Source organism: Pseudoxanthomonas sacheonensis, assembly GCF_031455975.1.
GTDB classification, from domain to species: domain Bacteria; phylum Pseudomonadota; class Gammaproteobacteria; order Xanthomonadales; family Xanthomonadaceae; genus Pseudoxanthomonas_A; species Pseudoxanthomonas_A sacheonensis_A.
Genome location: NZ_JAVDTT010000003.1, coordinates 76,789 through 100,036, shown reverse-complemented (window position 1 = coordinate 100,036; position 23,248 = coordinate 76,789). Strand labels below are relative to the sequence as shown.

At 64.9% G+C, this 23,248-nt stretch carries 15 protein-coding genes; 3 read left to right on the top strand and 12 right to left on the bottom strand.

The features are described from left to right. Positions 1-255 precede the first annotated feature (255 nt). Positions 256-3,123 carry an EAL domain-containing protein gene (locus J2W94_RS12500; protein WP_310094864.1) on the top strand — a complete coding sequence of 956 codons (2,868 nt, stop codon included), beginning with the start codon at positions 256-258 and terminating at the stop codon, positions 3,121-3,123. Positions 3,124-3,193: 70 nt separating this feature from the next. Here J2W94_RS12500 and J2W94_RS12495 read toward each other — a convergent pair whose 3' ends face one another. From J2W94_RS12495 to xseA, 3 genes are all read right to left on the bottom strand, one after another. After that, positions 3,194-4,975 carry a vWA domain-containing protein gene (locus tag J2W94_RS12495; RefSeq protein WP_310093881.1) on the bottom strand — a complete coding sequence of 594 codons (1,782 nt, stop codon included), beginning with the start codon at positions 4,973-4,975 and terminating at the stop codon, positions 3,194-3,196. 207 nt (positions 4,976-5,182) lie between these two features. Further along, a complete protein-coding gene (locus J2W94_RS12490) occupies positions 5,183-7,783 on the bottom strand; it encodes a TonB-dependent receptor plug domain-containing protein (RefSeq protein WP_310093879.1) in 2,601 nt (866 codons plus the stop codon). Positions 7,784-8,166: 383 nt separating this feature from the next. Further along, on the bottom strand, positions 8,167-9,507 hold the full coding sequence (gene xseA, locus J2W94_RS12485; RefSeq protein WP_430540615.1) for an exodeoxyribonuclease VII large subunit: 1,341 nt from the start codon (positions 9,505-9,507) through the stop codon (positions 8,167-8,169). A 351-nt stretch (positions 9,508-9,858) separates the two neighbouring features. On the opposite strand from xseA, the gene ispG reads away from it, so the two are divergent. After that, the gene (ispG, locus tag J2W94_RS12480) at positions 9,859-11,121 is read left to right on the top strand and encodes a flavodoxin-dependent (E)-4-hydroxy-3-methylbut-2-enyl-diphosphate synthase (RefSeq protein ID WP_310093873.1); all 1,263 of its coding nucleotides are present in this window, start codon (positions 9,859-9,861) and stop codon (positions 11,119-11,121) included. Next, a complete protein-coding gene (locus J2W94_RS12475) occupies positions 11,114-11,812 on the top strand; it encodes a phosphatase PAP2 family protein (RefSeq protein ID WP_430540614.1) in 699 nt (232 codons plus the stop codon). The genes ispG and J2W94_RS12475 overlap by 8 nt, the downstream gene beginning before the upstream one ends. 13 nt (positions 11,813-11,825) lie before the next feature. Here J2W94_RS12475 and J2W94_RS12470 read toward each other — a convergent pair whose 3' ends face one another. The 9 genes from J2W94_RS12470 to J2W94_RS12430 form a co-directional block, all read right to left on the bottom strand. Continuing rightward, positions 11,826-12,089, bottom strand: coding sequence for a hypothetical protein (locus tag J2W94_RS12470; protein WP_310093865.1), 264 nt, complete (start codon positions 12,087-12,089; stop codon positions 11,826-11,828). 59 nt (positions 12,090-12,148) lie between these two features. Next, on the bottom strand, positions 12,149-13,057 hold the full coding sequence (locus J2W94_RS12465; protein ID WP_310093863.1) for a DMT family transporter: 909 nt from the start codon (positions 13,055-13,057) through the stop codon (positions 12,149-12,151). Between the two features lie 5 nt (positions 13,058-13,062). Further along, positions 13,063-14,130: a UDP-N-acetylmuramate dehydrogenase gene (gene murB, locus J2W94_RS12460; protein ID WP_310093860.1), complete on the bottom strand. Its 1,068-nt coding sequence runs from the start codon at positions 14,128-14,130 to the stop codon at positions 13,063-13,065. Beyond that, positions 14,127-15,179: a quinone-dependent dihydroorotate dehydrogenase gene (locus J2W94_RS12455; RefSeq protein ID WP_310093856.1), complete on the bottom strand. Its 1,053-nt coding sequence runs from the start codon at positions 15,177-15,179 to the stop codon at positions 14,127-14,129. The genes murB and J2W94_RS12455 overlap by 4 nt, the downstream gene beginning before the upstream one ends. Positions 15,180-15,182: 3 nt before the next feature. After that, the gene (locus J2W94_RS12450; RefSeq protein WP_310093853.1) at positions 15,183-15,458 is read right to left on the bottom strand and encodes a DUF4190 domain-containing protein; all 276 of its coding nucleotides are present in this window, start codon (positions 15,456-15,458) and stop codon (positions 15,183-15,185) included. Positions 15,459-15,477: 19 nt separating this feature from the next. Next, on the bottom strand, positions 15,478-17,010 hold the full coding sequence (gene amaB / locus J2W94_RS12445; protein WP_310093851.1) for an L-piperidine-6-carboxylate dehydrogenase: 1,533 nt from the start codon (positions 17,008-17,010) through the stop codon (positions 15,478-15,480). Positions 17,011-17,160: 150 nt separating this feature from the next. Further along, complete coding sequence (locus tag J2W94_RS12440) at positions 17,161-19,449, bottom strand: DUF559 domain-containing protein (protein ID WP_310093849.1); 2,289 nt, start codon at positions 19,447-19,449, stop codon at positions 17,161-17,163. A 7-nt stretch (positions 19,450-19,456) separates the two neighbouring features. Further along, positions 19,457-22,246, bottom strand: a complete 2,790-nt coding sequence (gene cphA, locus J2W94_RS12435) for a cyanophycin synthetase (RefSeq protein ID WP_310093847.1) — start codon at positions 22,244-22,246, stop codon at positions 19,457-19,459. 62 nt (positions 22,247-22,308) lie between these two features. Then, positions 22,309-23,151 (bottom strand): cyanophycinase, encoded by an 843-nt coding sequence (locus tag J2W94_RS12430; RefSeq protein ID WP_310093843.1) that lies wholly within the window; start codon positions 23,149-23,151, stop codon positions 22,309-22,311. Positions 23,152-23,248: the final 97 nt, after the last annotated feature.

Below are 23,248 nucleotides of genomic sequence, written 5' to 3'. Positions count from 1 at the left end.
AGGAGGCGGGCAATCCGTATAGGAAGGGAAGTGGCGCGGAAACCGCCGGAACCATGGCGCTGTTCATGGAACCTGATAACGTCCACCTGAAGGGGATGGGGTTTCCCTGCTAGAGACGCAAGGACCGCGTATCGCGTCCTTACGTCCATTCTCGGGGAATCCGTGCAACTGCCTACCATCGATGCCGCGGAAGCTTCCCTCAACGACTTGTCCGTGGGCCAGACCGCCCGTGCGCCGGTGCTGGCGGTTTCGCCCATGGATCGCATCGTAGCGATCCTGCGCGACCTGCTGCCGACGGGCGCTTCGGTTGCGGTGTGCTGGCGCGACTGGGCGCTGGGCAGCGGCGGCTCGATGGCTCCCGGCGGAAGCGCCGGCCTGCGCCGAAGCGCCGAACTGGCCTTGTCTGACCCGGATGCCGAAACCGACGAGGCCCAAAGCGTGGTCCATGCTTGGGACAACGCGGACGGCAATGCGCGCATGGCCGTAGCGGCTGCGATGCCGTCGCCCCTGACCGGCGGCGAGCGCCAGTCCTGGTTGACGCTGGCCAAGACCTTGGTGATGGCCACGTTGGATTCGTCCCGCGCGCAGGCGCGGATCGTGTCGTTGGAAAAATCCAAGCGCCTGCAGCAGGCGTTGTACGAGATCGCCGACCTAGCCAGCGCCGATCTGGAAATGCCGGAAATGCTCAGGCGCATCCATGCGGTGGTCGGCTCGCTGATGTCCGCCGACAACTGCTACATCGTGCTCTACGACGATCAGCGCCGCAGTGTGCGCTTCCTGCACTTCGTGGACCAGAAAGACACTTATGTCGCCGATCCCGAACGGGAATTCACCGAAGAGGAAATGCCCAACAGCATGACCTTCGCCCTGCTGCGCCATGGCCAGCCGGTGCGCGGACCTTCCACCGCGGTGCGGCAGAAAATGGGCGTGGTGCGCGATCCCTCGCACGGCCCCGACAGCCTGGACTGGCTGGGCGTGCCGATGCGCCGCGAGGACCGCGTCTGCGGGGCCATCGTGGTGCAGAGCTACGACACGCCGGGCAGCTATGCCGATGAGGACCGTGCGTTGCTCGGTTATGTGGCCCAGCACATCCTCACCGCGCTGGACCGCAAGCACGCGCATGTGGATCTGGAGCGCCGTATCGAGGCGCGCACCCATGAACTGCAACGCGCCAACCGCGAGCTGCAGGCCGAAATCCTGGAGCGTAAACGCGCCGAGAAACTGCAGCGCGCGCTATTCCGCATCGCCGAGCTGGCGATCAACTCGGAGAATCTGGAACGCTTCTACGCCGATGTGCACGCGGTCGTGGACGAGCTGATCTACGCGCGCAATTTCTACATCGCACTGCTGTCCGACGACGGAGAAACGCTGGATTTCCCGTATTCGATCGACGAACGCGATCCGATGCGGCTGTCGCGCAAGCTGACCAACGGTTTGACCGAGCACGTCATCGCCAGCTGCCGCCCCCTTCTGGCCGACCGCGCCAAGCTGGCCGAACTGGGTGCTCAAGGCAAAGTGCACGAGTACGGTCCGCATGCCTACAGCTGGCTGGGCGTGCCGCTGTATCGCGACGAGGAAGTGGTGGGCGTCATCGCGGTGCAGAGCTATTCGCCGGACGTCAGCTTCAGCCCGCACGACCAGAATCTGCTCACCTTCGTCGCCCACAACATCGGCAACGGCCTGGCCAAGCAACGCGCACAGCAACATCTGCGTGCCGCGCATGCTGAGCTGGAGCGGCGGGTCGACGATCGCACCCACGAGCTGGCCGAAACGAATGCCAAGCTGCTGGCGCAGATGGGCGAACGCTTGCGCGCAGAGCAGCGTCTGACCCACCAGGCCACCCATGACGGACTCACGGGCCTACCCAATCGCCCGCATCTGCTGGATCGCCTGTCTGCGGCCATCAATCGCGCTCGCCACGGCGATGGGCAGGAATTCGCGGTTCTGTTCCTGGACCTGGACCGTTTCAAACTGGTCAACGACAGTATCGGTCACGCGGCCGGCGACGAACTGCTGGTGGAGGTATCGCGACGCATCACTTCCACGGTGCGCGGCAACGATGTGGTGTCGCGCCTGGGCGGCGACGAGTTCGCGATCCTCATCGAATACGCCGATGGCCTGGAAAGCGCGCGCGATCTGTCCCAGCGCATCCTGTCGGTACTGGGCCGGCCCATGTGGGTCGCGGGACGCGAACTCTTTCCCTCGGCCAGCCTGGGCATCGCCGCCTGGCATCCGCGCTACCGCAACGGCGAAGAGTTGTTGCGCGATGCGGATGCGGCGATGTACCGCGCCAAGGCGCAGGGCCGCGACCGCTATGCGGTGTTCGACGAGGCGATGCGCGAAGAGGCGATGCAGAGCCTGGACCTGGAAGCCGATCTGCGCCGGGCCATCAACAATCACGATTTTCTGCCGTTCTACCAACCGATCAAACGCCTGGAAGATGGCGCCGTCATCGGCCACGAGGCGCTGTTGCGCTGGCAGCACGAGCGCCGCGGCCTGCTGCTGCCCGCCGAATTCATCAGCCTGGGCGAGGACAGCGGGTTGATCGAACAGGTGGACTGGCTGCTGTACGAACAGGTGGTCGGACAACTGGCGCGCGGCGGCGAGGGTTACATATCGGTCAACGTGTCGCCGCGGCATTTCCGTTCGCCGGACTTCGCCGACCGGCTGCTGGCCATGTTCTACGCGGTGGGCGCGGATCCCGCGCGCATGCGCGTGGAGATCACCGAAGTGGCGTTGCTGGACGACGCGCCTCGCACCTTGCGCACCCTGCGCACGCTGCGCCAGCACGGAATCCTGGCCCAGCTGGATGATTTCGGCACCGGTTTCTCTGCGCTTTCGTACCTGCACCGTTTCCCGATATCGGTATTGAAGATCGACCGCAGCTTCATCGCCGGTATCGGCGGCGAGGGCAGGCCGGAAAGCCTGGCTCTGGTGCGCGCGATCCTCGCCCTGGCCAACACCCTGGGCATCGACACCATCGCCGAAGGCGTGGAGACCGAGGAGCAGCGCCAGGCGTTGATCGAGCTGGGCTGCAGTTACGGGCAGGGCTATTTGCTGGGCCGGCCCGCGGCGCAGATCGGCGGGTTGCCGGCGGCGCCGATGCACCCCAATTGGGATTGACGAAGGAGTGCGATGGCCGATCCGTCGGCCACCGCATCCCGCGTCGCACGCCTAGTGCGAATCCGAGACCTTATTCGCCGGCGATTGCCGGTGTTTTGCCTTCGTTCGAAACGATCTGGCGAGCCTGGCCGACCAGTTCGACGAATTCCTTGCGCAGTCCGTAACGGTCCTCGCCCTGCGCACCGCGCGCGGCTTCGGCCACGTCGTTCCAGCTCCATTTTTCGACATGAGTGCCACCCCGCAGCAGATCGGCATAGGCCGATACGGCGCTGGCGAAGCGTAGCGACTGGCTGGGTTGCGCTGTCAGCGATGAGCGCAGGATCGGAGTCTCGATCAAGCGGCTGTTGTCGGCGCCGGGCAGTTTGTAGCGCAAGCGGAGGTGCGCCAGTTCGTTGGCGTCGCCGGCGGCCTCTGGTTTGTGTTTTCCGTAGCGCAGCGCGGGCAGGCGGTTCGCTGCGGAACCGGCGGGCGTGATCTCGTAAAGCGCGGTGACTTCGTGGCCCGCGCCGATGTCGCCGGCGTCGACCTTGTCGTTGGCGAAATCCTCGCGGTTCAACAGGCGGTTTTCGTAACCGATCAGGCGGTATTCGGAAACCAATGCTGGGTTGAACTCGATCTGGATCTTCACGTCGCGGGCGATGGTCAGCAGCGTCGCTTGCATTTCCTCGACCAGCACCTTGCGCGCTTCCTGCGGCGTGTCGATGTAGGCGTGGTTGCCGTCGCCCACGTCGGCCAGGCGTTCGGCCATGCTGTCGTTGTAGTTGCCCTGTCCGAAGCCCAGCGTAGTCAGCGCTATGCCGGATTTGCGCTGGTCGCCCACCAGCGTTTCAAGCGCTTCCTGGCTGACGGTTCCGACGTTGAAATCGCCGTCGGTGGCCAGGATCACGCGGTTGACGCCGTCCTTCAGGTAAGACTGCTTGGCCATGGCGTAAGCGAGCTGTATCCCATCGCCGCCGTTGGTGCTGCCGCCGGCCTGCAGGCGATCGAGCGCCGCCAGGATTTCCTCATGCCGATCGCCGGGGGTGGGCGGCAACACGAGCCCTGCGGAACCGGCGTAGACCACGATGGACACGCGGTCCTGTTCGCGCAGCTGCGGCACCAGCATCGAGAACGCCTGCTTGAGCAGCGGCAACTTGTCCGGCGAATCCATCGAGCCGGAAGTATCGATCAGGAACACCAGATTGGAAGGTGGCAGCGTCGCCTTGGGAACGTCGTAACCCTTGATGCCGATCATCAGCAACTGGCGCTGACCGCTCCAAGGTGCGGCCGCCAGCTCGGTGGTGACGCGGAAGGGGACGTTGCGGTTGGCCGGAGCGGGATGCTGATAGCTGAAGTAGTTGATGAATTCCTCGGCGCGCACCGAGTCCGCTGGAGGCCGTACGCCTTGCGCGAGCATGCGGCGCACGTTGCTGTAGCTGCCGGTGTCGACGTCGACGGAAAACGTGGAAACAGGCTGTTCGCTGGTGCGGTGCACGGGGTTGTCGGTGCGGTCGGCATATTTTTCGGTGTTGCCCGGTTCGGCCTGCACATAGGCCGGTGCGACCCGCAAATGGACTCCGCTGCCGGACGCCGCATAGGCCATCGCGGGCGCCGGAGGCGGCGGTGGCGCATAAGCGAGATTCCCCTTCGCAGCGTCGGCAACCTGGCGCCGTTCCAAGTCAGCGCGCTTCATACGGCTACCGCTGACTTCCACGCGGTCCAATGCCGCTTCTTGCAGCACGGAAGCATCGGCCGGGGTCTCGGCGGCGGTTTCGGGGCTGGATTTGCAGCCGCTTATGGTGGCGATGGCGATCAGGCTGGCGCAGAGCATTGCGTTGTGGGGCAGGGTCTTGCGGGGCAGGCGGCGTTGCATGGCGGATCTCCCGTGGTGGATGAGGAGTTCAACGCGGCAAGCCCGGGAGTGGGGTTACAAGGATCGCCTGCGAAAGGCCGATGCCGGAGCGACACCGGCTGGCAGTGGCGGTGGAGGCGCTGCCACCCATGCATCGCCGATGCCGAGTGCAACAAAAAAAGCCCCGCCGAAGCGGGGCTTTTTGCCTTACAGGAACAAGGATGCGACTCAGAACTTCCAACCCACGCGCGCGTAGTAGAAGCCGCCGGTGAAACCATACGGCGCATGCACCGGATACTTCGCACCGGCAATGCCGGCCCAAGGATTGTCGTCCGGCACTTTGTCGAACAGGTTCTGAGCGCCGAGGTCGAAGTACAGGCCCGAAGCGAGCTTCCAGCCGATCTCGGCATCCACCGTCACCGCGCTGTCGCCGTTGATCGGCAGGCCGCCGTCGTCCAGATGATCCTCGAAGAACGAGCCGTAGTAGTTCACGCGGACATTGGCATGGAACACCTCGCGCTGGTGGTTGACGCTTAGGTAACCCTTTGCGCTGGGCAGCGATTCTTCCAGCTTCTTGATCCGGATCGGGGTGATGATGCCCGGGGTGAAGTCATCGACCTTGGTCTTGTTCCAGTTGGCCGCCAGCGAGTAGGTGGTCTTGCCGCCGAAGTGCTCGCTGTCGTAGCTGGCGACAAGGTCGACGCCGCTGGTGGTGGTGTCGAAGTCGTTGACGAAGAATTGAACCTCGCTGATCGACGCTGCCTCAGGATTGCCGCCGGCAACCAGCGCCGCGCGATCCGCGTCGGTCACGGTGAAGAAAGTGCTGAGGGCGATGCGGTCCTCTGTCTTGATTTGGTACCAGTCGGCCGTGACCAGCCAACCGCCGCTATTCCACACCAGGCCCAGCGATGCATTCTTCGACTCTTCCGGTGTCAGCGGCTCGGCGCCGTAGAATTGGGCGATCGGGTTGTTCGGCGACAGGACTGCCGTGTCACGCAGCTGGCCATTGATGAAGGAAGTGGTCACCTGCTCGGCGTTGGCCTGGCCGGGCGTCGGCGCGCGGAAACCGGTGCTGACCGCACCGCGCACCGCGAAGCTTTCGGTGAAGTCATAGCGGCCGGTCAGCTTCCAGTTGGTGGTGCCGCCGAAGTCGCTGAAATCCTCATGCCGCACCGCCGCCGCTAGCCTGAACTTGTCGGTGAACGGAGCTTCGGCGTCGATATAGACCGCCCAGTTGTCGCGGCTGTGGCTGCCGGCCGTGCGCGGATTGAAACCGTTGAAGCCGTTGGAGCCTAGGGAGAAACCCTGCGAAACCAACGGCCCGATCGCGTACGAGGAAATATCGCCGGCGCGGATCTCGAACTCTTCCTTGCGCCATTCCGCGCCCATCGCCAGGCTCAGCGGTCCACTGGTGAAGCCGGTGTCGAAATCTCTGGCCAGGTCGAAATTGAAGTTGGTCTCGGTCTGCGTATTGCCGCCAGGAGCGAACTCATTGTCGCCCGGCTGATCGGGCCCCATCGAGGCATTGATCGTGTTCAGCATGTAGAACTCGATCTCGTTGCGGCCATAGCTGCCGCTCAGGTCCCAATGCCAACTGTCGCCCCACACGCCCTTGACGCCGAGGACGAGCGATTGGTCTTCCATCCTGCCGCCGAACTGCGGAGTGAAGCCGCCAGGGAACTGCGAGAGGAAGGTGAAGCACTCCGCCGGCAGCGCGGCGAGCCCAGCTGCGACCGTGGCGTACGGCAGCAAGGTGCCGCTGCCATCGCGCAGCGCGATGGTCGGGCAGGTCACCGCGTTGGCGGTATTCAAGTCGCCGATCAGCAGGGTATTACCGCCGTCATTCGAAAACACACCGCTGCGCGTGGTCGGATTGCGGTAATAGAAGCCGCCCTCGACGTCGCGCTTGGCGTAGTTGCCGAAGCCGTAGAAATCGACGCTCTCGCCGGAGATGCCGAAGTTGGCGACGAACTTCATGTCCTCATGGACTTCGGGCGAACCCCAGATTTGCGCCGGGTTGCGCACGTCCGGATAGCCGGCGGCTGCGACGGCCGCGGCATCGTCGCGCTGCACGCTGCGCGAGGTCGGATCGGCGCTGCGCCATTCGGCGGTAAGCGTGGCGAAACCGTTCGCGGTCAACGGCAGGCCGACCTGCGCGCTGTACTGCTGGGTGAAGCCATCGCCTTCGTAGTACTCGCCGCCGAAGGCTTCCACGGTGCCGCCGTGGTCCAGTCTCTTAAGGCCGAAGTTGATCACGCCGGCGATGGCGTCCGAACCGTACTGCGCCGCGGCACCGTCGCGCAGGACTTCCACCTGCTCCAGCGCCAGCGACGGGAACACCGAGATGTCCGGACCCTGCGAGCCGTCGGACAAGCCGTGGCCGAGGAAAGTGATAACCGCCGCGCGGTGGCGGCGCTTGCCGTTCACCAGTACCAGCGTATTGTCCGGCGGCAGGCCGCGCAGGTTGGCTGGGCGCACTAGGGAGGCAGCGTCGTCGATCGGAATCGTGCTGACGTTGAACGAGGGTACCAGGGTGCGCAACTTGTCGAGTACGTCGACCGATGGCTGGTTGTGGAATTCTTCGCCGCTCAGGATATCGATGGGCACCGCCGAACTGGCTTCGGTACGCGGCTTGGTACGCGAGCCCAGCACCGACACCGTTTCCAGAGTGGTGGCGTCCTGGGACTGATCTGTCGTAGAGGCTGGCGTCTGCTCCTGCGCGGCGGCCACGCCGGCGATGGACAGAGCGGCGATGGCTAAGGCCCATTTCACGCCGTGTGCGAGCGGCGTGTGCGCCAGCCGTCGGTTGTTCTTCTTGATCACATTCATTGGTAATGATGCCCCTTAGTCGATGGATGGTGTCAGGCGCCCCCGGCTGTGGCTGCGATCAGTGTTGGCTCGGGAGTCCTGGTTAAAAAAACAAATCCCGGTGCAGTGAGATTTCCCCTCCGGTAACCCGTCCTTCCGGTTTTTCGGGACAGTGCCTTCCTCGATAATCCGTTGAGAACGAATCGATAGGTCGCACGCCTTGTCATGCACGGTCACATGACAAGGTCATGACAACCTGATGCGAGTAATAACATTTCCACAACAATTAGTAATGGGAAATGGAGCAGGAAAACGGCAGATCGCGGCGTATGCGCGATTACATTCGCATTGATAACGTTTTCAACGAAGCACAGCGGCGCTTTCCAACGCACCGCACCGGTGCACTAGGCATCGGATTCTTCGACGTGCACCTTCAAGGTGCCATCGTGGAGACGTGCGGTGAGCCGGTCTCCCGTCGTCGTCTCCCGCACGCTGCGCACGATGCGCCCAGCATCGTCCTGCAGGATGGAATAGCCGCGCGCGATGGTCGCCAGCGGACTTACGGCTTCGAGCGAACGCGCCAATCCACGCAGCTCCAGAGCATCGCGTTGCAGGGTGCGGGCGGTGGCGGCTTGCGCCCGTTGCGCCAACGACAGCAGGTTTTCCCGCAAGCTCGCCACGCGCCGTTGCGGCTGGTTGGATCGCAAGACGGCGGCGGCGTGACGCAGTGAGGCGTGGCGACGTTCCAATTGTTCGCGCCATGCGGATTCCAGCCGTCGATGCGCTTCCAGCCGTCGCCGTTGCAGCAGTTGCAGACGCGCTTGCGGGCGCATGGCTTGCAGGCGCAGCACGGCACGGTCGGCGCGTTGCATCGATTGGCGCAGCGACTGCAACTGCAAGGCGGACATGCGGCGTTGCAATCCCTGCAGACGCGTGAGCAGGTCGCTGCGGTTGGGAACCAGCAGTTCGGCAGCGACCGATGGCGTGGGTGCGCGCAGATCGGCGGCGAAATCGGCGAGACTGAAATCGGTCTCGTGGCCGACCGCCGACACCACCGGCACCGGCGAAGCGGCGATCGCGCGCGCCAGTTGCTCGTCGTTGAAGGCCCACAAGTCCTCCAGCGAACCGCCGCCGCGCGTCAGCAGGACCACGTCGTATCGGCCGGAAGCCGCAGCGCGTTTGAGCATCGCGGCGATCTGCGCCGCCGCCGTTTCGCCCTGCACCTGTACCGGCAGCACATCGACTTCCAGCAAGGGAAAGCGTCGTCCCAGCACGCTCAATACATCGCGCACCGCCGCGCCGCTGGGCGAAGTGATGACGGCCAGGCGCCGCACATGGGCGGGCAGGGGACGCTTGCGATCTTCGTCGAACAGCCCTTCGGCCGTCAGCTTCGCTTTCAGCTCATCGAAGGCGCGGCGCAGCGCGCCTTCGCCGGCTTCCTCCAGATGGTCCATGACCAACTGGTAGTCGCCCCGCGCCTCGTACAGGGTCAGGCGTCCGCGTCCCAGCACGCGCAGGCCCTCGCGCGGCACGAACTTCAGCCACTGGCTCTTGGGCTTGAACATCGCGCACTTCACCTGCGCGCGCGCGTCCTTCAGGGTGAAATAAAGGTGCCCCGAGGCGGGGCGGGTGACATTGCCCAGTTCGGCTTCCACCCAGACCAGCGGGAAGGCGCTTTCCAGCAGGTCGCGCGCCAGTGTATTGAGCTGGGTGGGGGTGAGGATGTCGCGGGCGGGGTCCTGGATCATCCCGCTAACCTAGGGCCTGATAACGCTATTGGGAAGGGTCACGTTGTTTGTCCCAGGCCGCCAGGCGTTCGTGCGTGGCGCCGCGACAGGCTGGCCGCCTGTTCAAGCCGCGCGCGAGCGTCTGGCGGCCTGGGACAAGCAACCCGAAGGGCCACCGCTGAGTGCACGCGGGGCGGCGTCCTCATTCGGTCGTGTATCGACATACACTTCCTCATTCCTTCTTGCCCCACGCGCACTCAGCGGTGGCGTGGCCCTTCCCAATAGCGTTATCTGGCCCTAACCCAGCCGTTTCACTGGCGGAAAGGTGCGCGAGGGGAGAAATGGGCGGAACGGTCTAAAATGGCGGCTATGAACGATCTCGCTCCCTGCAAGCTCCCTCTCGAAGCCGGCCCCTCGCCTCGACGCATCAACCGCGCGGTACAGGTGGGCGCGGTCACCGTAGGCGGCGGCCATCCGGTGGTGGTGCAGTCCATGACCAACACCGATACGGCGGATGTCGCTTCCACCGTGAAGCAGGTCGCCGAACTCTGGCGCGCGGGTTCGGAACTGGTGCGGGTCACGGTGAATAATCCCGAATCCGCCGCGGCGGTGCCGCATATCGTCGAGAAGCTGCGGATGATGGGCGTGGAGGTGCCGGTGATCGGCGATTTCCACTACAACGGCCATACCTTGCTGACTAACGAACCAGCCTGCGCCGAAGCCTTGGCCAAATACCGCATCAACCCGGGCAATGTCGGTTTCGGCCGCAAGAAAGACACCCAGTTCGCGCAACTGATCGAGTTCGCGCTGAAATACGACAAGCCCGTGCGCATCGGCGTGAACTGGGGTTCGCTGGATCAGTCGCTGGCCGCGCAGCTGATGGACGAGAACGCGCAGCGCGCCGAACCCTGGGAAGCCAGCCTGGTGCTGCGCGAAGCGCTGATCCGCTCGGCGCTGGATTCGGCCGAACGCGCGGTCGAGATCGGCCTGCCGCGCGAACGCATCGTGCTGAGTTGCAAGGTCAGCGGCGTGCAGGAACTCATCGCCGTGTACCGCGACCTGGCCCAGCGTTCGGATTTCGCATTGCATCTGGGCCTCACCGAAGCCGGCATCGGCAGCAAGGGCATCGTCGCGTCCTCGGCGGCGTTGGCGGTGCTGCTGCAGGAAGGGATCGGCGACACCATCCGCATCTCGCTGACGCCGGAACCGGGCCAGTCGCGCACCCAGGAAGTCATCGTGGCGCAGGAGCTGCTGCAGACCACCGGCCTGCGCGCGTTCACGCCCATGGTCACCGCCTGTCCGGGTTGCGGACGCACGACTTCGGAATTCTTCCAGGAGCTGGCGGGCGTGGTGCAGAACCACGTGCGCGCGAAGATGCCGGAATGGAAGGTCAGCCATCCGGGCGCCGAGAACATGACTCTGGCGGTGATGGGTTGCGTGGTGAACGGCCCTGGCGAATCGCGCCACGCCAATATCGGCATTTCCCTGCCAGGCACCGGCGAAGCGCCGACCGCTCCGGTCTTCATCGATGGCGAAAAGGCGGTGACGCTGCGTGGGGAGAACATCGCCCAGGAATTCGTCGCCCTCATCGACGGCTACGTCGAAAAGCGTTATGCGCGAAGCGTTGCGTAGTACGGCCGCGCGCGGCGCGCGGGCCGTCGCGGGACTACTGCAGCGCAACGGACGGCGCATCATGCTGTTGTTCCTGGGTGTGCTACTGCCGTTGTGGATATTCGCCGAGCTAGCCGACGAAGTGCACCAACTGGAGCGGTTCGTGTTCGACGATCCGCTGTTGTGGGGCGCGCATGCCTGGGCGGGGCCGCGCATGGACCGGTTCTTCGCCGCGGTCTCCACCGCGGGCTACGAAGGCGTGGTCGCTATCGACGTTGCTGTGGTGCTGGCCATCGTGTTGACCAAACGTTGGCGTGAAGCGACTTTCGCCGCCGTCGCGTTCGTGGGTTCGGCGCTGCTCAACCTGGGCAGCAAGCAATTCTTCCAGCGGGACAGGCCGACCTTGTGGGAATCCATCCTGACCGAGGACACCTTCAGCTTCCCCAGCGGGCACGCCATGGGCTCGATGACCTTGGCTATGACCGCGATCTTGCTGGCCTGGCACACGCGGTGGCGTTGGCCGGTGCTGGTGCCGATGGTGGCGTTCGTTCTGCTGGTCGGGTTTTCGCGCGTGTACCTGGGCGTGCATTACCCGTCCGACATCCTGGGCGGATGGATGGCCGCCACGGTATGGGTGGTGGGCACGTACCTGGCGCTGTTCCATCGGGTTTTGCACCCATGGCGGGCGGATGCGCTGGTGGCTCAGCGCTAAGGTCTTGCGCGCATCAGCGCACCACCACCGTGGTCGCCTTGTTGGCGATCAGGTAGGGCTTCAGGTCTTCGATCTGGCTGACCTTGCCGATCGCGCGCTGCGCGAATTTCTGGCCGGTGACGCGCACGTGGCAATTCTGGAACGGGCGTTCCTTGTCCTTGCCCTTCGAGCAGTACACCACACGGCCGTCGCGGTCCCAGCCCAGCACCAAGCGTTCCTGGTTGTGGCTGGTGCGGTAGATCCAGCCTTTCTGGATATCGGATTCGGACATCGCCATACGATTTTTCTCGGTGTTTGAGGCTTTCCAGCGGAAAGCGCCGTGATGAAAGATACAGCCTACTCGCCCGGCTTGGCTGCGGAAGTCGGCGCGTCCGACTCGGCACGCCGGGCCAGCACCGCTTCGCGGTGCGCGATATAGGCGTTGGCGCCGAAGATGATGGCGGCGCCGAGCAGCGTCCAGTGATTCAGCGGCTCGTCGAACAGCCACCAGCCGAACAGCACGACCAGCGGCAACTGCATGAAGGTGATCGGGGTCAGCGCGGAGACTTCGCCCAGCTTCAGCGCGCGCGTCCACAACATATGCCCGCCGGTGCCCATCACCCCCGCTGCGATCACCCAGAGCCAGGTGATGCCCTGCGGCCATTGCCACACGCCCAGCGCCGGCAGCAGCGACATCGGCACCCATAGCAGCGTGGTGTAAATGACGATGCGGTCGGCCGGTTCCGTAGCCGATAGTTGCTTGATCTGGATCGCCACGATGCTGCTGAGCACGGCCGCCAGAACCGCGATGATGGAGTTGCTGCTGAATCCTTCCGTACCCGGTTGCACGATGATCAGCACACCGATAAAGCCCAGGATCACCGCGGTCCAGCGTCGAGCGCGCACCTGTTCTCCCAGCATCGCCGCGGCGGCGATGGTCACGAACAACGGTGTGGAATACGACAGCGACACCGCCTGGGCCAGCGGAAGATGGCCGATGGCCCAGAATCCGGCCAGCATCGAGCAGATCCCGATCAGGCAACGGAACAGGTATTTTGGAAACTGCGTGGTGCGCAGGAGCCCCGGCCCATGCCTGATCAATAGCGGCAAGGCGGCGATCAGGCCGAAGAAATTGCGGAAGAATGCGATCTCGAAGGTATGCAGGCTGGCCGACGCCAGTCTGATCGCCACCACCATCAGTCCGAAGAACATCGTGCTGCCCAGCATGAGCAGGGCGGCGCGGACGGAGATGGGGAGCTTGCTCATTGCGCTTACTGCCAATTGGCTCCGATGATCTTCGGCTCGGGCTCGATAGCCACGCCGAATCGGTCCTGCACGGATCGCGCAATGCGCCGCGCCAGCGCCAACAGTTCTTGGCCCGTCGCCGCACCATGATTCACCAGCACCAGCGCATGCGAAGCGGCCACGCCGGCGTCGCCTTCGCGGTAGCCCTTCCAACCGCAGTTTTCGATCATCCATGCGGCGGAGATCTTGCGATTGTCGGTCGCATCGCCACGGAACAACGGCAGCCCAGGGTGTCGCTGCTGCAGTTCGTCGGCCAGCGCGGCCGGTACGATGGGGTTCTTGAAGAAACTGCCCGCGTTGCCGATGACGGCCGGGTTCGGCAGTTTGCGACTGCGGATGCGGATCACCGCCTCGGCCACGTCGCGGAACGTGGGCGACGCGATGTTCATCGCCTGCAGCTCCTCCGGAATGCCGGCGTAGTCCAGCTTCAATGCGCGCGCACGCGGCAAGGCGAACTCCACGGCGGTGACGATATAGCGATCCGGCATGCGCTTGAACAGGCTGTCGCGATAGGCGAACGCGCAGGATTCGCGATCCAACCGCGTCATCGCGCCCGCGGTGCGGTCCCAGGTTTCCACGGCGCGGACGAACTCGCCGACTTCCGTACCGTACGCGCCGATGTTCTGGATGGGTGCGGCGCCCGCCGTGCCTGGAATCAGGGCCAGGTTCTCCAACCCCATCAATCCCTGTCGCAACGTCCACAACACCAGCGCATGCCACTCCACGCCAGCATCTACCCGGATGATCGCCATCGCACCATCGTCTTCGATGATGTCGATGCGATGGGTGTCGAGCGCTAAGACCGCTGTTTCGGGATTGCCGGCAAGCAGCAGGTTGCTGCCCCCGCCCAGCACCAGCGGTGCGCCTCCCTGAAGTTCGGGGAGCGCCAGCACTTCGCCCAGCGCGCCGCTGTCGCGTACTTCCACCAGCCATGGCGCGCGGGCCGCGACAGCGAAAGTATTGCGCGATCGCAGGTCCGCATCGGCGGTCAGCCGCCAGAGCCCGCCCCGTACTTGATGCGGGGACAGGCTCATGCCAGGGGAGCCGCGCCGCTGCGGTGTTCGCGTCGGCGGCGGATCGCGTCGACGCATTCGCCGACCAGTTCGGGACCGCGATACACCAGGCCGGTGTAGCACTGGATCAGCGTCGCGCCCGCCGACATCTTCGCTACCGCGTCGGCGCCCGACAGAATGCCGCCCACGCCGATCACCGGAATGCTGTCGGGCAGGCGGGTGCGCAGCTTGCGCATGACCATGGTCGACTGGTTCATCAATGGCGCGCCGGACAAGCCGCCGGTTTCGTGGGCAAGGCGATGGTCCTGCACGCTCATGCGCGACACCGTGGTGTTGGTGGCGATGACGCCGTCGACGGAAAGATCGCGCAACACGCGCGCGACCGCATCGATGTCCTCGTCGGAAAGGTCGGGCGCGATCTTCACCAGCATCGGCACCCGCTTGCCGTGCTGCGCGCCCAGTTCTTCCTGCGACTCGCGCAAGGTGCCGATCAATTGGCGCAGGGCCTGTTCTTCCTGCAGTTCGCGCAAGCCGGCGGTATTGGGGGAAGAGATGTTGACGGTGATGTAATCGGCGAGGGGATACACGCGTTCAAGACAGTACAGGTAGTCGGAAGCGGCGCGCTCGTTCGAAGTGTCTTTGTTCCTGCCGATGTTGATGCCCAGCAATCCGGTCCGGCGCCGCGCGCGTTCCACATTGGCCACCAACGCGTCCACGCCTTCGTTGTTGAAGCCCAGGCGGTTGATCACCGCTTTGTGCTGCGGCAGGCGGAACATGCGCGGCTTGGGATTGCCCGGTTGCGCGCGCGGGGTGACCGTGCCGATTTCCACGAAGCCGAAACCAAGAGCCAGCAGCGCATCGATATGCGCGCCATTCTTGTCCAGCCCCGCGGCCAGTCCGACCGGATTGGGAAAGGTCAGGCCGAAGGCCTTGGTCGGCAGCGGTTCGATCTTCCTGGCCAGCAACGGGCTGGTGCCGGTGCGGTAGGCCAGTTCCATTGCCTTGAGCCCCAACCCATGGGCGTGCTCCGCATCGAGACCGAACAGAAAGGGGCGGGCGAGGTTGTACATCCGTCAGCGCGTGCTCAACCAGGCCAGGCCGCCGAAGAGCAACAGGAAAGCCAGGATAGCGAGCACGGTTCCGATCACCGCCACCCAGCCCAGCACCAGTCCGATGATGGCCATGGTGTCTCCCTCCAGCGCCGGATTCTGGCGGATTTCCTTACGCGCCATGTGCCCGGTGACGACGGCGACCAGGCTTCCCAGAAACGGCAACAGGGTCCAGCCCAGGATGCCCGCGACCAGGCTGATGACGGCAAGCGCGCTGTTCTGTCGGACGGGAATATTCATCGCTGGGCTCCTGAAAGGATCAAAGGTCGAACTTGATGCCCTGAGCCAGCGGCAAGGAGTCGGAGTAGTTGATGGTGTTGGTCTGGCGGCGCATATAGACCTTCCACGCGTCCGAGCCCGATTCGCGGCCGCCGCCGGTTTCCTTCTCGCCGCCGAAGGCGCCGCCGATCTCCGCGCCGCTGGTGCCGATGTTGACGTTGGCGATGCCGCAGTCGGAGCCGGCCGCGGACAGGAACTGTTCTGCCGCCTTCAGGTTCTGGGTGAAGATCGACGACGATAGGCCTTGCGGCACCGCGTTCTGCATGTCGATGGCTTCGTCCAGCGTCTCGTACTTCATCACGTACAGGATCGGGGCGAAGGTTTCGTGCTGCACGACTTCATCGGTGTTCTTCAAGCCGGTGACGATGGCCGGCAACACGAAGTTGCCCGGACGATCGATAGCGGTGCCGCCGGTTTCCACGGTGCCGCCGCTGGCCTTGGCTTTTTCGATGGAAGCGAGGAACTGCTGCACGGCGTGCTGGCTGTTGAGCGGCCCCATCAGATTGGCCGGGTCTAGCGGATCGCCGATCTTGCCCTCGACCTGCTTGTAGGCTTTGATCAGCGTGGCCAGCACATTGTCGTAGATGGACGAATGCACGATCAGGCGGCGGGTGGTGGTGCAGCGCTGGCCGGCGGTGCCGACCGCGCCGAACACGATGCCGGGGATGGCCAGCTTCAGTTCGGCGGTCTCGTCCAGGATGATGGCGTTGTTGCCGCCCAGCTCCAACAGGCTGCGGCCCATGCGATGGGCGACGCGCTCGCCCACACGGCGGCCCACCGCAGTGGAGCCGGTGAAGCTGATCAGCGGAATGCGCTTGTCGTCGACGAACTTCTCGGCCAGCTCGATGCCGGCGTCGTTGATCAGGAAGAAGATGTCGGGAAAGCCGCCGGCCTTCAGCGCCTCGTTGCAGATCTTCATGCTGGCGATGGCGGTGAGCGGGGTCTTGTTGGACGGTTTCCAGATGCAGACGTCGCCGCAGATCGCGGCCAGGAACGAGTTCCAGGCCCACACCGCGACCGGGAAATTGAACGCGCTGATGATGCCGACCAGGCCCAGCGGCTGGTACTGCTCGTACATGCGGTGGCCGGGACGCTCGGAATGCATGGTGTAGCCGTACAGCATGCGGCTCTGGCCTACGGCGAAATCGGCAATGTCGATCATCTCCTGCACTTCGCCATCGCCCTCGGGCTTGCTTTTGCCCATTTCCAGCGCGACCAGCGAACCCAGCGCGTCCTTGTGTTTGCGCAGCGCGTCGCCGCACAGGCGCACGGCTTCGCCACGACGCGGGGCCGGGGTGGTGCGCCAGACCTTGAAGGCGGCCTGGGCACGGGCGACGATCCGTTCGTAGTCGGCATCGCCGGTGGCTTCCACTTCCGCGATCACTTCGCCGGTGGTCGGATTGACCGATTGCAGCACGCCGGCGCCGGTGGCGGTGGACCACTCGTCGCGGCCGAGGTAGGTGCCGGAATTGGTCGGGCCAAGGCCAAGGGCCTTGAGCAGGTCAGCGGACATGTGGTGCTCCTGGGGAAACTTCTGCTATTCGGGAAGCCGCAAGCGGGGGAGCGCGGCTGTGAGTCGTACGATTTTAGCAGACCGGGCCGGTCAACCGGACCCCGCTTTTGTAGGAGCGACACGAGTCGTGAAGCTCTCAGACCGCCGATTTCATGGCGTCGCGCCTGCGAGAGCGCCCGGCAATGGCTCACCCGGCCGCCATCCGGCCGCGGTCATCCGTTCCAACAGCGCGGTGATCTGTTCGCGCGCTTCCATTTCATGGATCGGCAGCACGAGCAGGTCGCCGTCCCGGGCCCAGGCCAGTGGAATGCGCGCGGCATCGACTTCGTCCAGGCAGGTGGCGATGGCGTCGGCGGGAATGCCGTCTTCCAGCAACTGCGCGCGCATGATGGCCGCGATTTCGCCGGAAGCGCGGCCACGTTCGTAGCCGGCGATGTCCTTCAGCACCACCAGTTCGGGATGCGCGCGGGCGGCGGTCGCGGCCACGGCACGAAGGTCCGCGTCTTCGCGATTGCCGGCATGGCCCAGGACCATGGCCAGCCGGCCTGTTCGCTGGCCGGCGCCGACGGCCTCCAGCAGGCCGCGCAAGCCATCGGGGTTGTGGGCGTAGTCGACGAAGACCTGTAGCCTCCCGAAGCGCCAGTGTTGCAGGCGTCCGGGATTGTCGGACGGGGACAGGCCGAACCGCGCCAGGGTGGCGGCTATGGTGGCGGGGGCGATGCCGAGCGCGGATGCGGTCAGCGCCGCGCCAGCGATATTGGCGGTGTTGTAGCTGGCCTTGCCGTGCAGGGTCAGCGGCATGGCGGTCGCTTCGCCGAGATCGTAGGTCGCGTCATTGAAATGGAGCAGCAGCCGTCCCTCGCGCACGCCGCTGGTGGAACCGCCCTGCGCGCGGTGCGCGGCCAGCCACGGCAGATCGAAATCCATGGCGAACCAGCCGAGCGGGCAGGAAAGCGTCGCGGACTGCCGCAGCAGGACCGGATCGTCGGCATTCAATACCAGCAATCCTTGCGCGTCGATGGCGCGGGCGACCACCAGCTTCACGGCTGCCAGATCGTCGAGGTCATGGATGCCGTACTCGCCGAAGTGATCGGCGGCGATGTTGGTGACGAAGGCGGCATCCGCATGCGCGATCGCCAGACCACGGCGCAGCATTCCGCCGCGCGCGGTTTCCAGGATCGCCGCCTGCGCATGGCTCTGGCGCAACGCGGTGCGCGCGCCGGTCGGACCGGAAAAGTCCCCGGCCTCCAGCGCTTGCCCGTCGAAATACACGCCATCGGTGCAACTGTGCGCGGTGCGCCAACCATGGGCTTTGCTCATCGCCGCCAGCAGACGCACGGTGGTGGTTTTGCCGTTGGAGCCGGTGACCAGCGCGGTGGGAATGGCGTGCAGTTCATTCCACGGCACTTGATCGGGCGCGGGCAGTTCGTCGATGAACCAGCTGCGGCTGCCTTCGCCTTCGCCGATGGTTACTTCGTCGTCGTCGGCGAGGAAGGGAAGGCGATGCGCATCGGTTGCATGCATCAGTGCGATCAGGGCGGGGCGTGCTTCGGCAAGCGCGGCCAGTCGCAGTGTCTGCAGCGCTATCTCGATATCCCAGATGGCTGCGTGGCCTGGAGCGTGGAATGGCTCTGGTTGTTCCCTTCTCCCATCGGGAGAAGGTGCCCGAAGGGCGGATGAGGGCGTGAACTGTCCGATCAACGTATCGCCTGACATGCGCGCTTGCACTTGCCTCCAGATTTCCTCCATAACAGTCTCGGTCTGCCCGAGTACGTCATGATTCCAGTACCGCAACGTCAAGATTCCCTGACTGGCTACGAAAACATCGCGTTGCGCGTCGGTTTCTCGATGGACCGTATCATTGTGCTGGCCGCCATCGAGCTCGATCGCAAGCCGCAGTTCATGGCAGTAGAAATCCAGTACGTAAGGACCCAGCGGCTTCTGCCTTCTGAACTTATGGCCATGCAGGCGCCGGTCGCGCAGCAATGCCCAGATGATCTGCTCTGGTTCGATGGATTCGGCTCTAAGGCCTCTGATGAAATCCAGGCTTTCTTTATCCAGCGGGAATTTCTTGCTGGAAGTTTCGCCGGTTTCGAGAGTTTCCGCCCTCATCCGGCCTTCGGCCACCTTCTCCCGGTGGGAGAAGGGAAAGGCCAGGGCCGACCACCAGGCCCACTCGTTGACTTCGGTGGCGGTGTAGAGCTGGTCCGCCGGTGCGACGAAGGCGAGCGAGACGCCGGTGCGGTGGCGACGCAGCACGGTTTCCGTTTCCGGCCAACCCAAGGCCGCGCGCGCCGTCTCTACATTTCCGTGCCATGCCGCAAGCGCGTCGTCGCCGAAGTCCAGCCCGCGCAGAGTCTCCAGCGCCGCGCCGGTGCCGTTGAAATACAGGTTGCTGCCGGTCAGCCGGCGCGAGTCCTCGAACGGTTCTGGAAGCACGGAGATCTCAGTCGCTTTCTTCGCGCTCGAACACCAGCCCGCGTTCCTCGCGGATCACGCCTTCCATGCTGGCGAAGGGCGCTTCTTCCGCGGAGGTCACCAGAGACGGCAGCTCCACCCGCGGTGCGGCCTTGGCCACTTCGCCTTGCGGCTGGAACTTGATGATCTGCTTCCACGAACGCGTCAGCGCGTCGGCGAAGACCAGGATCAGGTCGCCCGGCTGACCCATGCGCAACGCCGCGTCGATCGCTTCCTGTTCGTCCGGAATGATGGACATCGCGTCCTCGGCCACGCCGCCGGCCTGCAAGGCCTTGGCGATGATGCGCGGCACCTCGTCGCCGTCGCGGCCGCGCAGGGCGTCGTCGCGGCGCACGATGTAGTGGTCGAATTTTCCCGCAACCGCATCGGCGATGGCGCGCAGGTCCTCGTCGCGGCGGTCGCCGGGTCCGGTCAGCACCACGATGCGACGTCCGGTCGCGTCCAGGCGTTGGGCCAGGTCGGCCATCATGCCCACCGCGTGGGCGTTGTGGCCGTAGTCCATCAGTACTTTGAACGGGTGTTCGTTGTACACGTTCATGCGGCCCGGGGCCTGGAAGAACGTGGTGTCGAAGGTGCGCAGTCCCTGGCGGATCGCATCCAGCTTGATGCCCAGCGAGAACGCCATCGCCGCCGCAACCATCGCGTTCTGCACGTTATGCAGCGCGCGGCCTTCCAGCGTGGCCGGAATCAGATGCGTCCACATCAGCGGAATGTGGCTGCCCTTGTCGTACAGCGTGATCATGTGGCCGTTGACGCCGGCTTCGAGCGCGCAGGCGCGACCGCCGGCGCGGATGTGCTCGCGCACCAGCGTGTGCGAGGGGTTCAAGGTGACGTAGCAGATCACCTTGGCATCGGTGTAGGCCGACATCTTCAGCACGTTGGGATCGTCGGCGTTGAGCACTGCGCAGTCGCGCGCGACTTCGACCACGATGCGCTTGATCTCGGCCAGTTGCTCCAGCGTGTCGATGCCTTTCAGGCCAAGATGATCGGAAGCGACATTGAGCACCGCGCCCACGTCCACTTCCGGCACGCCCATGCCCGAACGCAGCAACCCGCCACGTGCGGTTTCCAGCACCGCGATGTCGATCTGCGGATCCGACAGCACCATGCGGGCCGAGACCGGTCCGGTCATGTCGCCTTCCACCGTCCGCTGTCCGTCGATGTAGACGCCGTCGGTGGTGGTCAGGCCCGGGGTGTAACCCGCCATCTTGGTGATATGGGCCAGCATGCGCGCGGTGGTGGTCTTGCCGTTGGTGCCGGTGATCGCTGCGATGGGTACGCGGGTGGGCGTACCCGGCGGAAACAGCATGTCGATTACCGGACCGGCGGCATCGCGCGGCGTGCCTTCGCTGGGCGCGACGTGCATGCGGAAGCCCGGCGCGGCGTTGATTTCGCAGATGCCGCCGCCGATGGCCTTGTAGCTCTCGGCGATGTTGGGCGAAATGAAATCCACGCCGCCCACGTCCAGACCGATGGCGCGCACCGCGCGCACCGCCATGTCCCGATTGTCGGGATGGATGATGTCGGTGACGTCGGTGGCGGTGCCGCCGGTGGACAGATTGGCGGTGGAACGCAGGTAGACGGTTTCGCCTTCCTTGGGCACCGAGAAATGGTTGTAGCCGACGCGCTCCAGCATCAAGTCGGCCTGCGCGTCCAGTTCCAGCCGGGTCAGCACTTTTTCGTGGCCGACGCCGCGGCGCGGATCCGAATTGACCTGGTCCACCAGCTCGACGATGTCGCTCTTGCCGTCGCCGACCACGTGACCGGGCGTGCGCTTGGTGGCGGCGATCAGTTCGCCGTTGACCACTAGCAGGCGGTGATCGTCGCCGCCGATGTAGGTCTCCACGATGACCGAACGCGAGTGCTCGCGCGCGGCGGCGAAGCCTTCGCGGATTTCGTCCTCACTGGAGATGTTGATGGTGATGCCACGGCCGTGGTTGCCGTTGTAGGGTTTGGTGACCACCGTGCCGCCCAGCTTGCGCGCCGCGCGCAGGGCGCCGCTGGCGTCGCTGACCAGCTCCTGACGCGGCACCGGCAGGCCCAGCGAGCCGAGGATCTTGTTGGTCTCTTCCTTGTCGCTGGCCAGTTCCACCGAGATATGCGGGGTCTTGCCGGTGACCGTGGCCTGGATGCGCTGCTGGTACTTGCCATGGCCGAACTGGATCAGCGATTGCTGATTCAGGCGTAGCCACGGGATGCCGCGTTCTTCGGCTGCGCGCACCAGCGAGGCAGTGGAGGGACCCAGCGCACGACGCTGCGCGTAGCGGATGAAGTCGTCGCGCGCGGTATCCCAGTCCCAATCGGCCGGCACGCTGTCTTTCGGCCTCAACTCGACCGGCAGCAGCGAGGACAGCAGTTTCAGCGCCAGTTCGCCGGCAGCGATGCCTTCCTCTTTCTGCGCGTATTCGTAGACCACCGTGTACACGCCTGGCCGATCCTCGCCGACGCTGCGGGTCTTGCCGAAGGTGACGTTCTCGCCGGCCACGTTCTGCAGTTCGATCGCGACGTGTTCCAGCACGTGCCCCAGCCAGGTGCCTTCGCCCTCGCGCATGCGGCGGATGAAGCCGCCCGGTTCGCGATACGAACAACCGTGCTCGGCCAGGCCGGGCAGGGCGGCGATCAGTCCATCGACGAACGCTGTACCGAGTTTGCCGGTGGGCCAGGCTTCCAGCGCCTGCAGGTCCAGTTCCAGGCGGATGACCGGGAAATGGGCGTATTGCGAGGGGCCGACGTAGACGGAACGTTCGAGGATGCGCATGCCTTACCTCTGGATCATATGGTTTTGAATCACGATGGTTTTGAAGCGCGGGGTTTGAATCATCAGGATTTCGACTGCGCCAGCGAACCGGCCGACGCCTTGCGGGTGTGCAGGTTGAAGGTAGCCCCTGCGACCAGGATATGCACGGTCAGCCCGAGCAGGCAGACCGGTTTGTTCTCGCTGACCTGGGCCATCGAAGAGAAGGTGAGCCCGTCGGCGTCGACCACGGTGACCGCGCCGCTGCCTTCGACTTCCAAGGTGTTGTCCGGGCCGATGAAGGCGGCGGTGTCCTCGTCCAGGCCGATGCCGATGGCGAACGGGTTGTAGGCCAGCGCCGCGACCAGACGGCCCAGGCGGTCGCGCTGGCGGAAATGCTGGTCGATGATGAACCGGTTGGTCAGGCCCAGGCCAGGGGCCAGACGCACGCTGTCGGCCTGGGGCGAGGCGCCCTCCTTGCCGAAGCCGATCATGTGTTCGCTGAGGATGCTGGCGCCAGCGCTGGTGCCGCCCACGGTGATGCCCGAGGCGTTGCGTTCGCGAATGAGTTTTGCCGCCGGAGTGCCGCCCAGGATGGTGGACAGGCGCAATTGGTTGCCGCCGGTGAAGAAAATGCCGCTGGCGCGCTCGATACGGTCCAGGCGGTTCTGTTCATGGCAATCGCGGCGGGTGTCGAAATCCAGCACATCGACCCGGCTGGCGCCCAGATCGCCGAAGATGTCTTCGTAGCGGCTGCCGGTATCCGCCAGTTGGCTGGCGGTGGGGATCACCACGATCTCGGCGTCGCGACCACCGCAAAGATCGAGGAAGCGCTTGAGGATACGGGGGTTGTCTTCCTTGTTCTCGGCGCCGCCGATGGGAACGATCCAACCTCTTTCGCCACCGTCGGCGACCTTACTGGGACACATGCAACACGACTCCTGAAAACTGAAGGGTTCCGCGCAACGCCGCCGCGACGGGAGCCTGGCGGCGCCAGCGCGCCGCGTGGTTTTCCCGATTTCCCCC

What these genes read in the sequence shown, in the direction of transcription:
- J2W94_RS12455 (WP_310093856.1), bottom strand. Translation starts at nt 15,179, where the DNA reads ATGTACAACCTCGCCCGCCCCTTTCTGTTCGGTCTCGATGCGGAGCAC.
- J2W94_RS12470 (WP_310093865.1), bottom strand. Translation starts at nt 12,089, where the DNA reads ATGGCGATGTCCGAATCCGATATCCAGAAAGGCTGGATCTACCGCACC.
- murB (WP_310093860.1), bottom strand. Translation starts at nt 14,130, where the DNA reads ATGAGCCTGTCCCCGCATCAAGTACGGGGCGGGCTCTGGCGGCTGACC.
- J2W94_RS12495 (WP_310093881.1), bottom strand. Translation starts at nt 4,975, where the DNA reads ATGCAACGCCGCCTGCCCCGCAAGACCCTGCCCCACAACGCAATGCTC.
- J2W94_RS12465 (WP_310093863.1), bottom strand. Translation starts at nt 13,057, where the DNA reads ATGAGCAAGCTCCCCATCTCCGTCCGCGCCGCCCTGCTCATGCTGGGC.
- J2W94_RS12500 (WP_310094864.1), top strand. Translation starts at nt 256, where the DNA reads ATGGATCGCATCGTAGCGATCCTGCGCGACCTGCTGCCGACGGGCGCT.
- J2W94_RS12450 (WP_310093853.1), bottom strand. Translation starts at nt 15,458, where the DNA reads ATGAATATTCCCGTCCGACAGAACAGCGCGCTTGCCGTCATCAGCCTG.
- cphA (WP_310093847.1), bottom strand. Translation starts at nt 22,246, where the DNA reads ATGCGCATCCTCGAACGTTCCGTCTACGTCGGCCCCTCGCAATACGCC.
- J2W94_RS12490 (WP_310093879.1), bottom strand. Translation starts at nt 7,783, where the DNA reads ATGAATGTGATCAAGAAGAACAACCGACGGCTGGCGCACACGCCGCTC.
- amaB (WP_310093851.1), bottom strand. Translation starts at nt 17,010, where the DNA reads ATGTCCGCTGACCTGCTCAAGGCCCTTGGCCTTGGCCCGACCAATTCC.
- ispG (WP_310093873.1), top strand. Translation starts at nt 9,859, where the DNA reads ATGAACGATCTCGCTCCCTGCAAGCTCCCTCTCGAAGCCGGCCCCTCG.
- J2W94_RS12430 (WP_310093843.1), bottom strand. Translation starts at nt 23,151, where the DNA reads ATGTGTCCCAGTAAGGTCGCCGACGGTGGCGAAAGAGGTTGGATCGTT.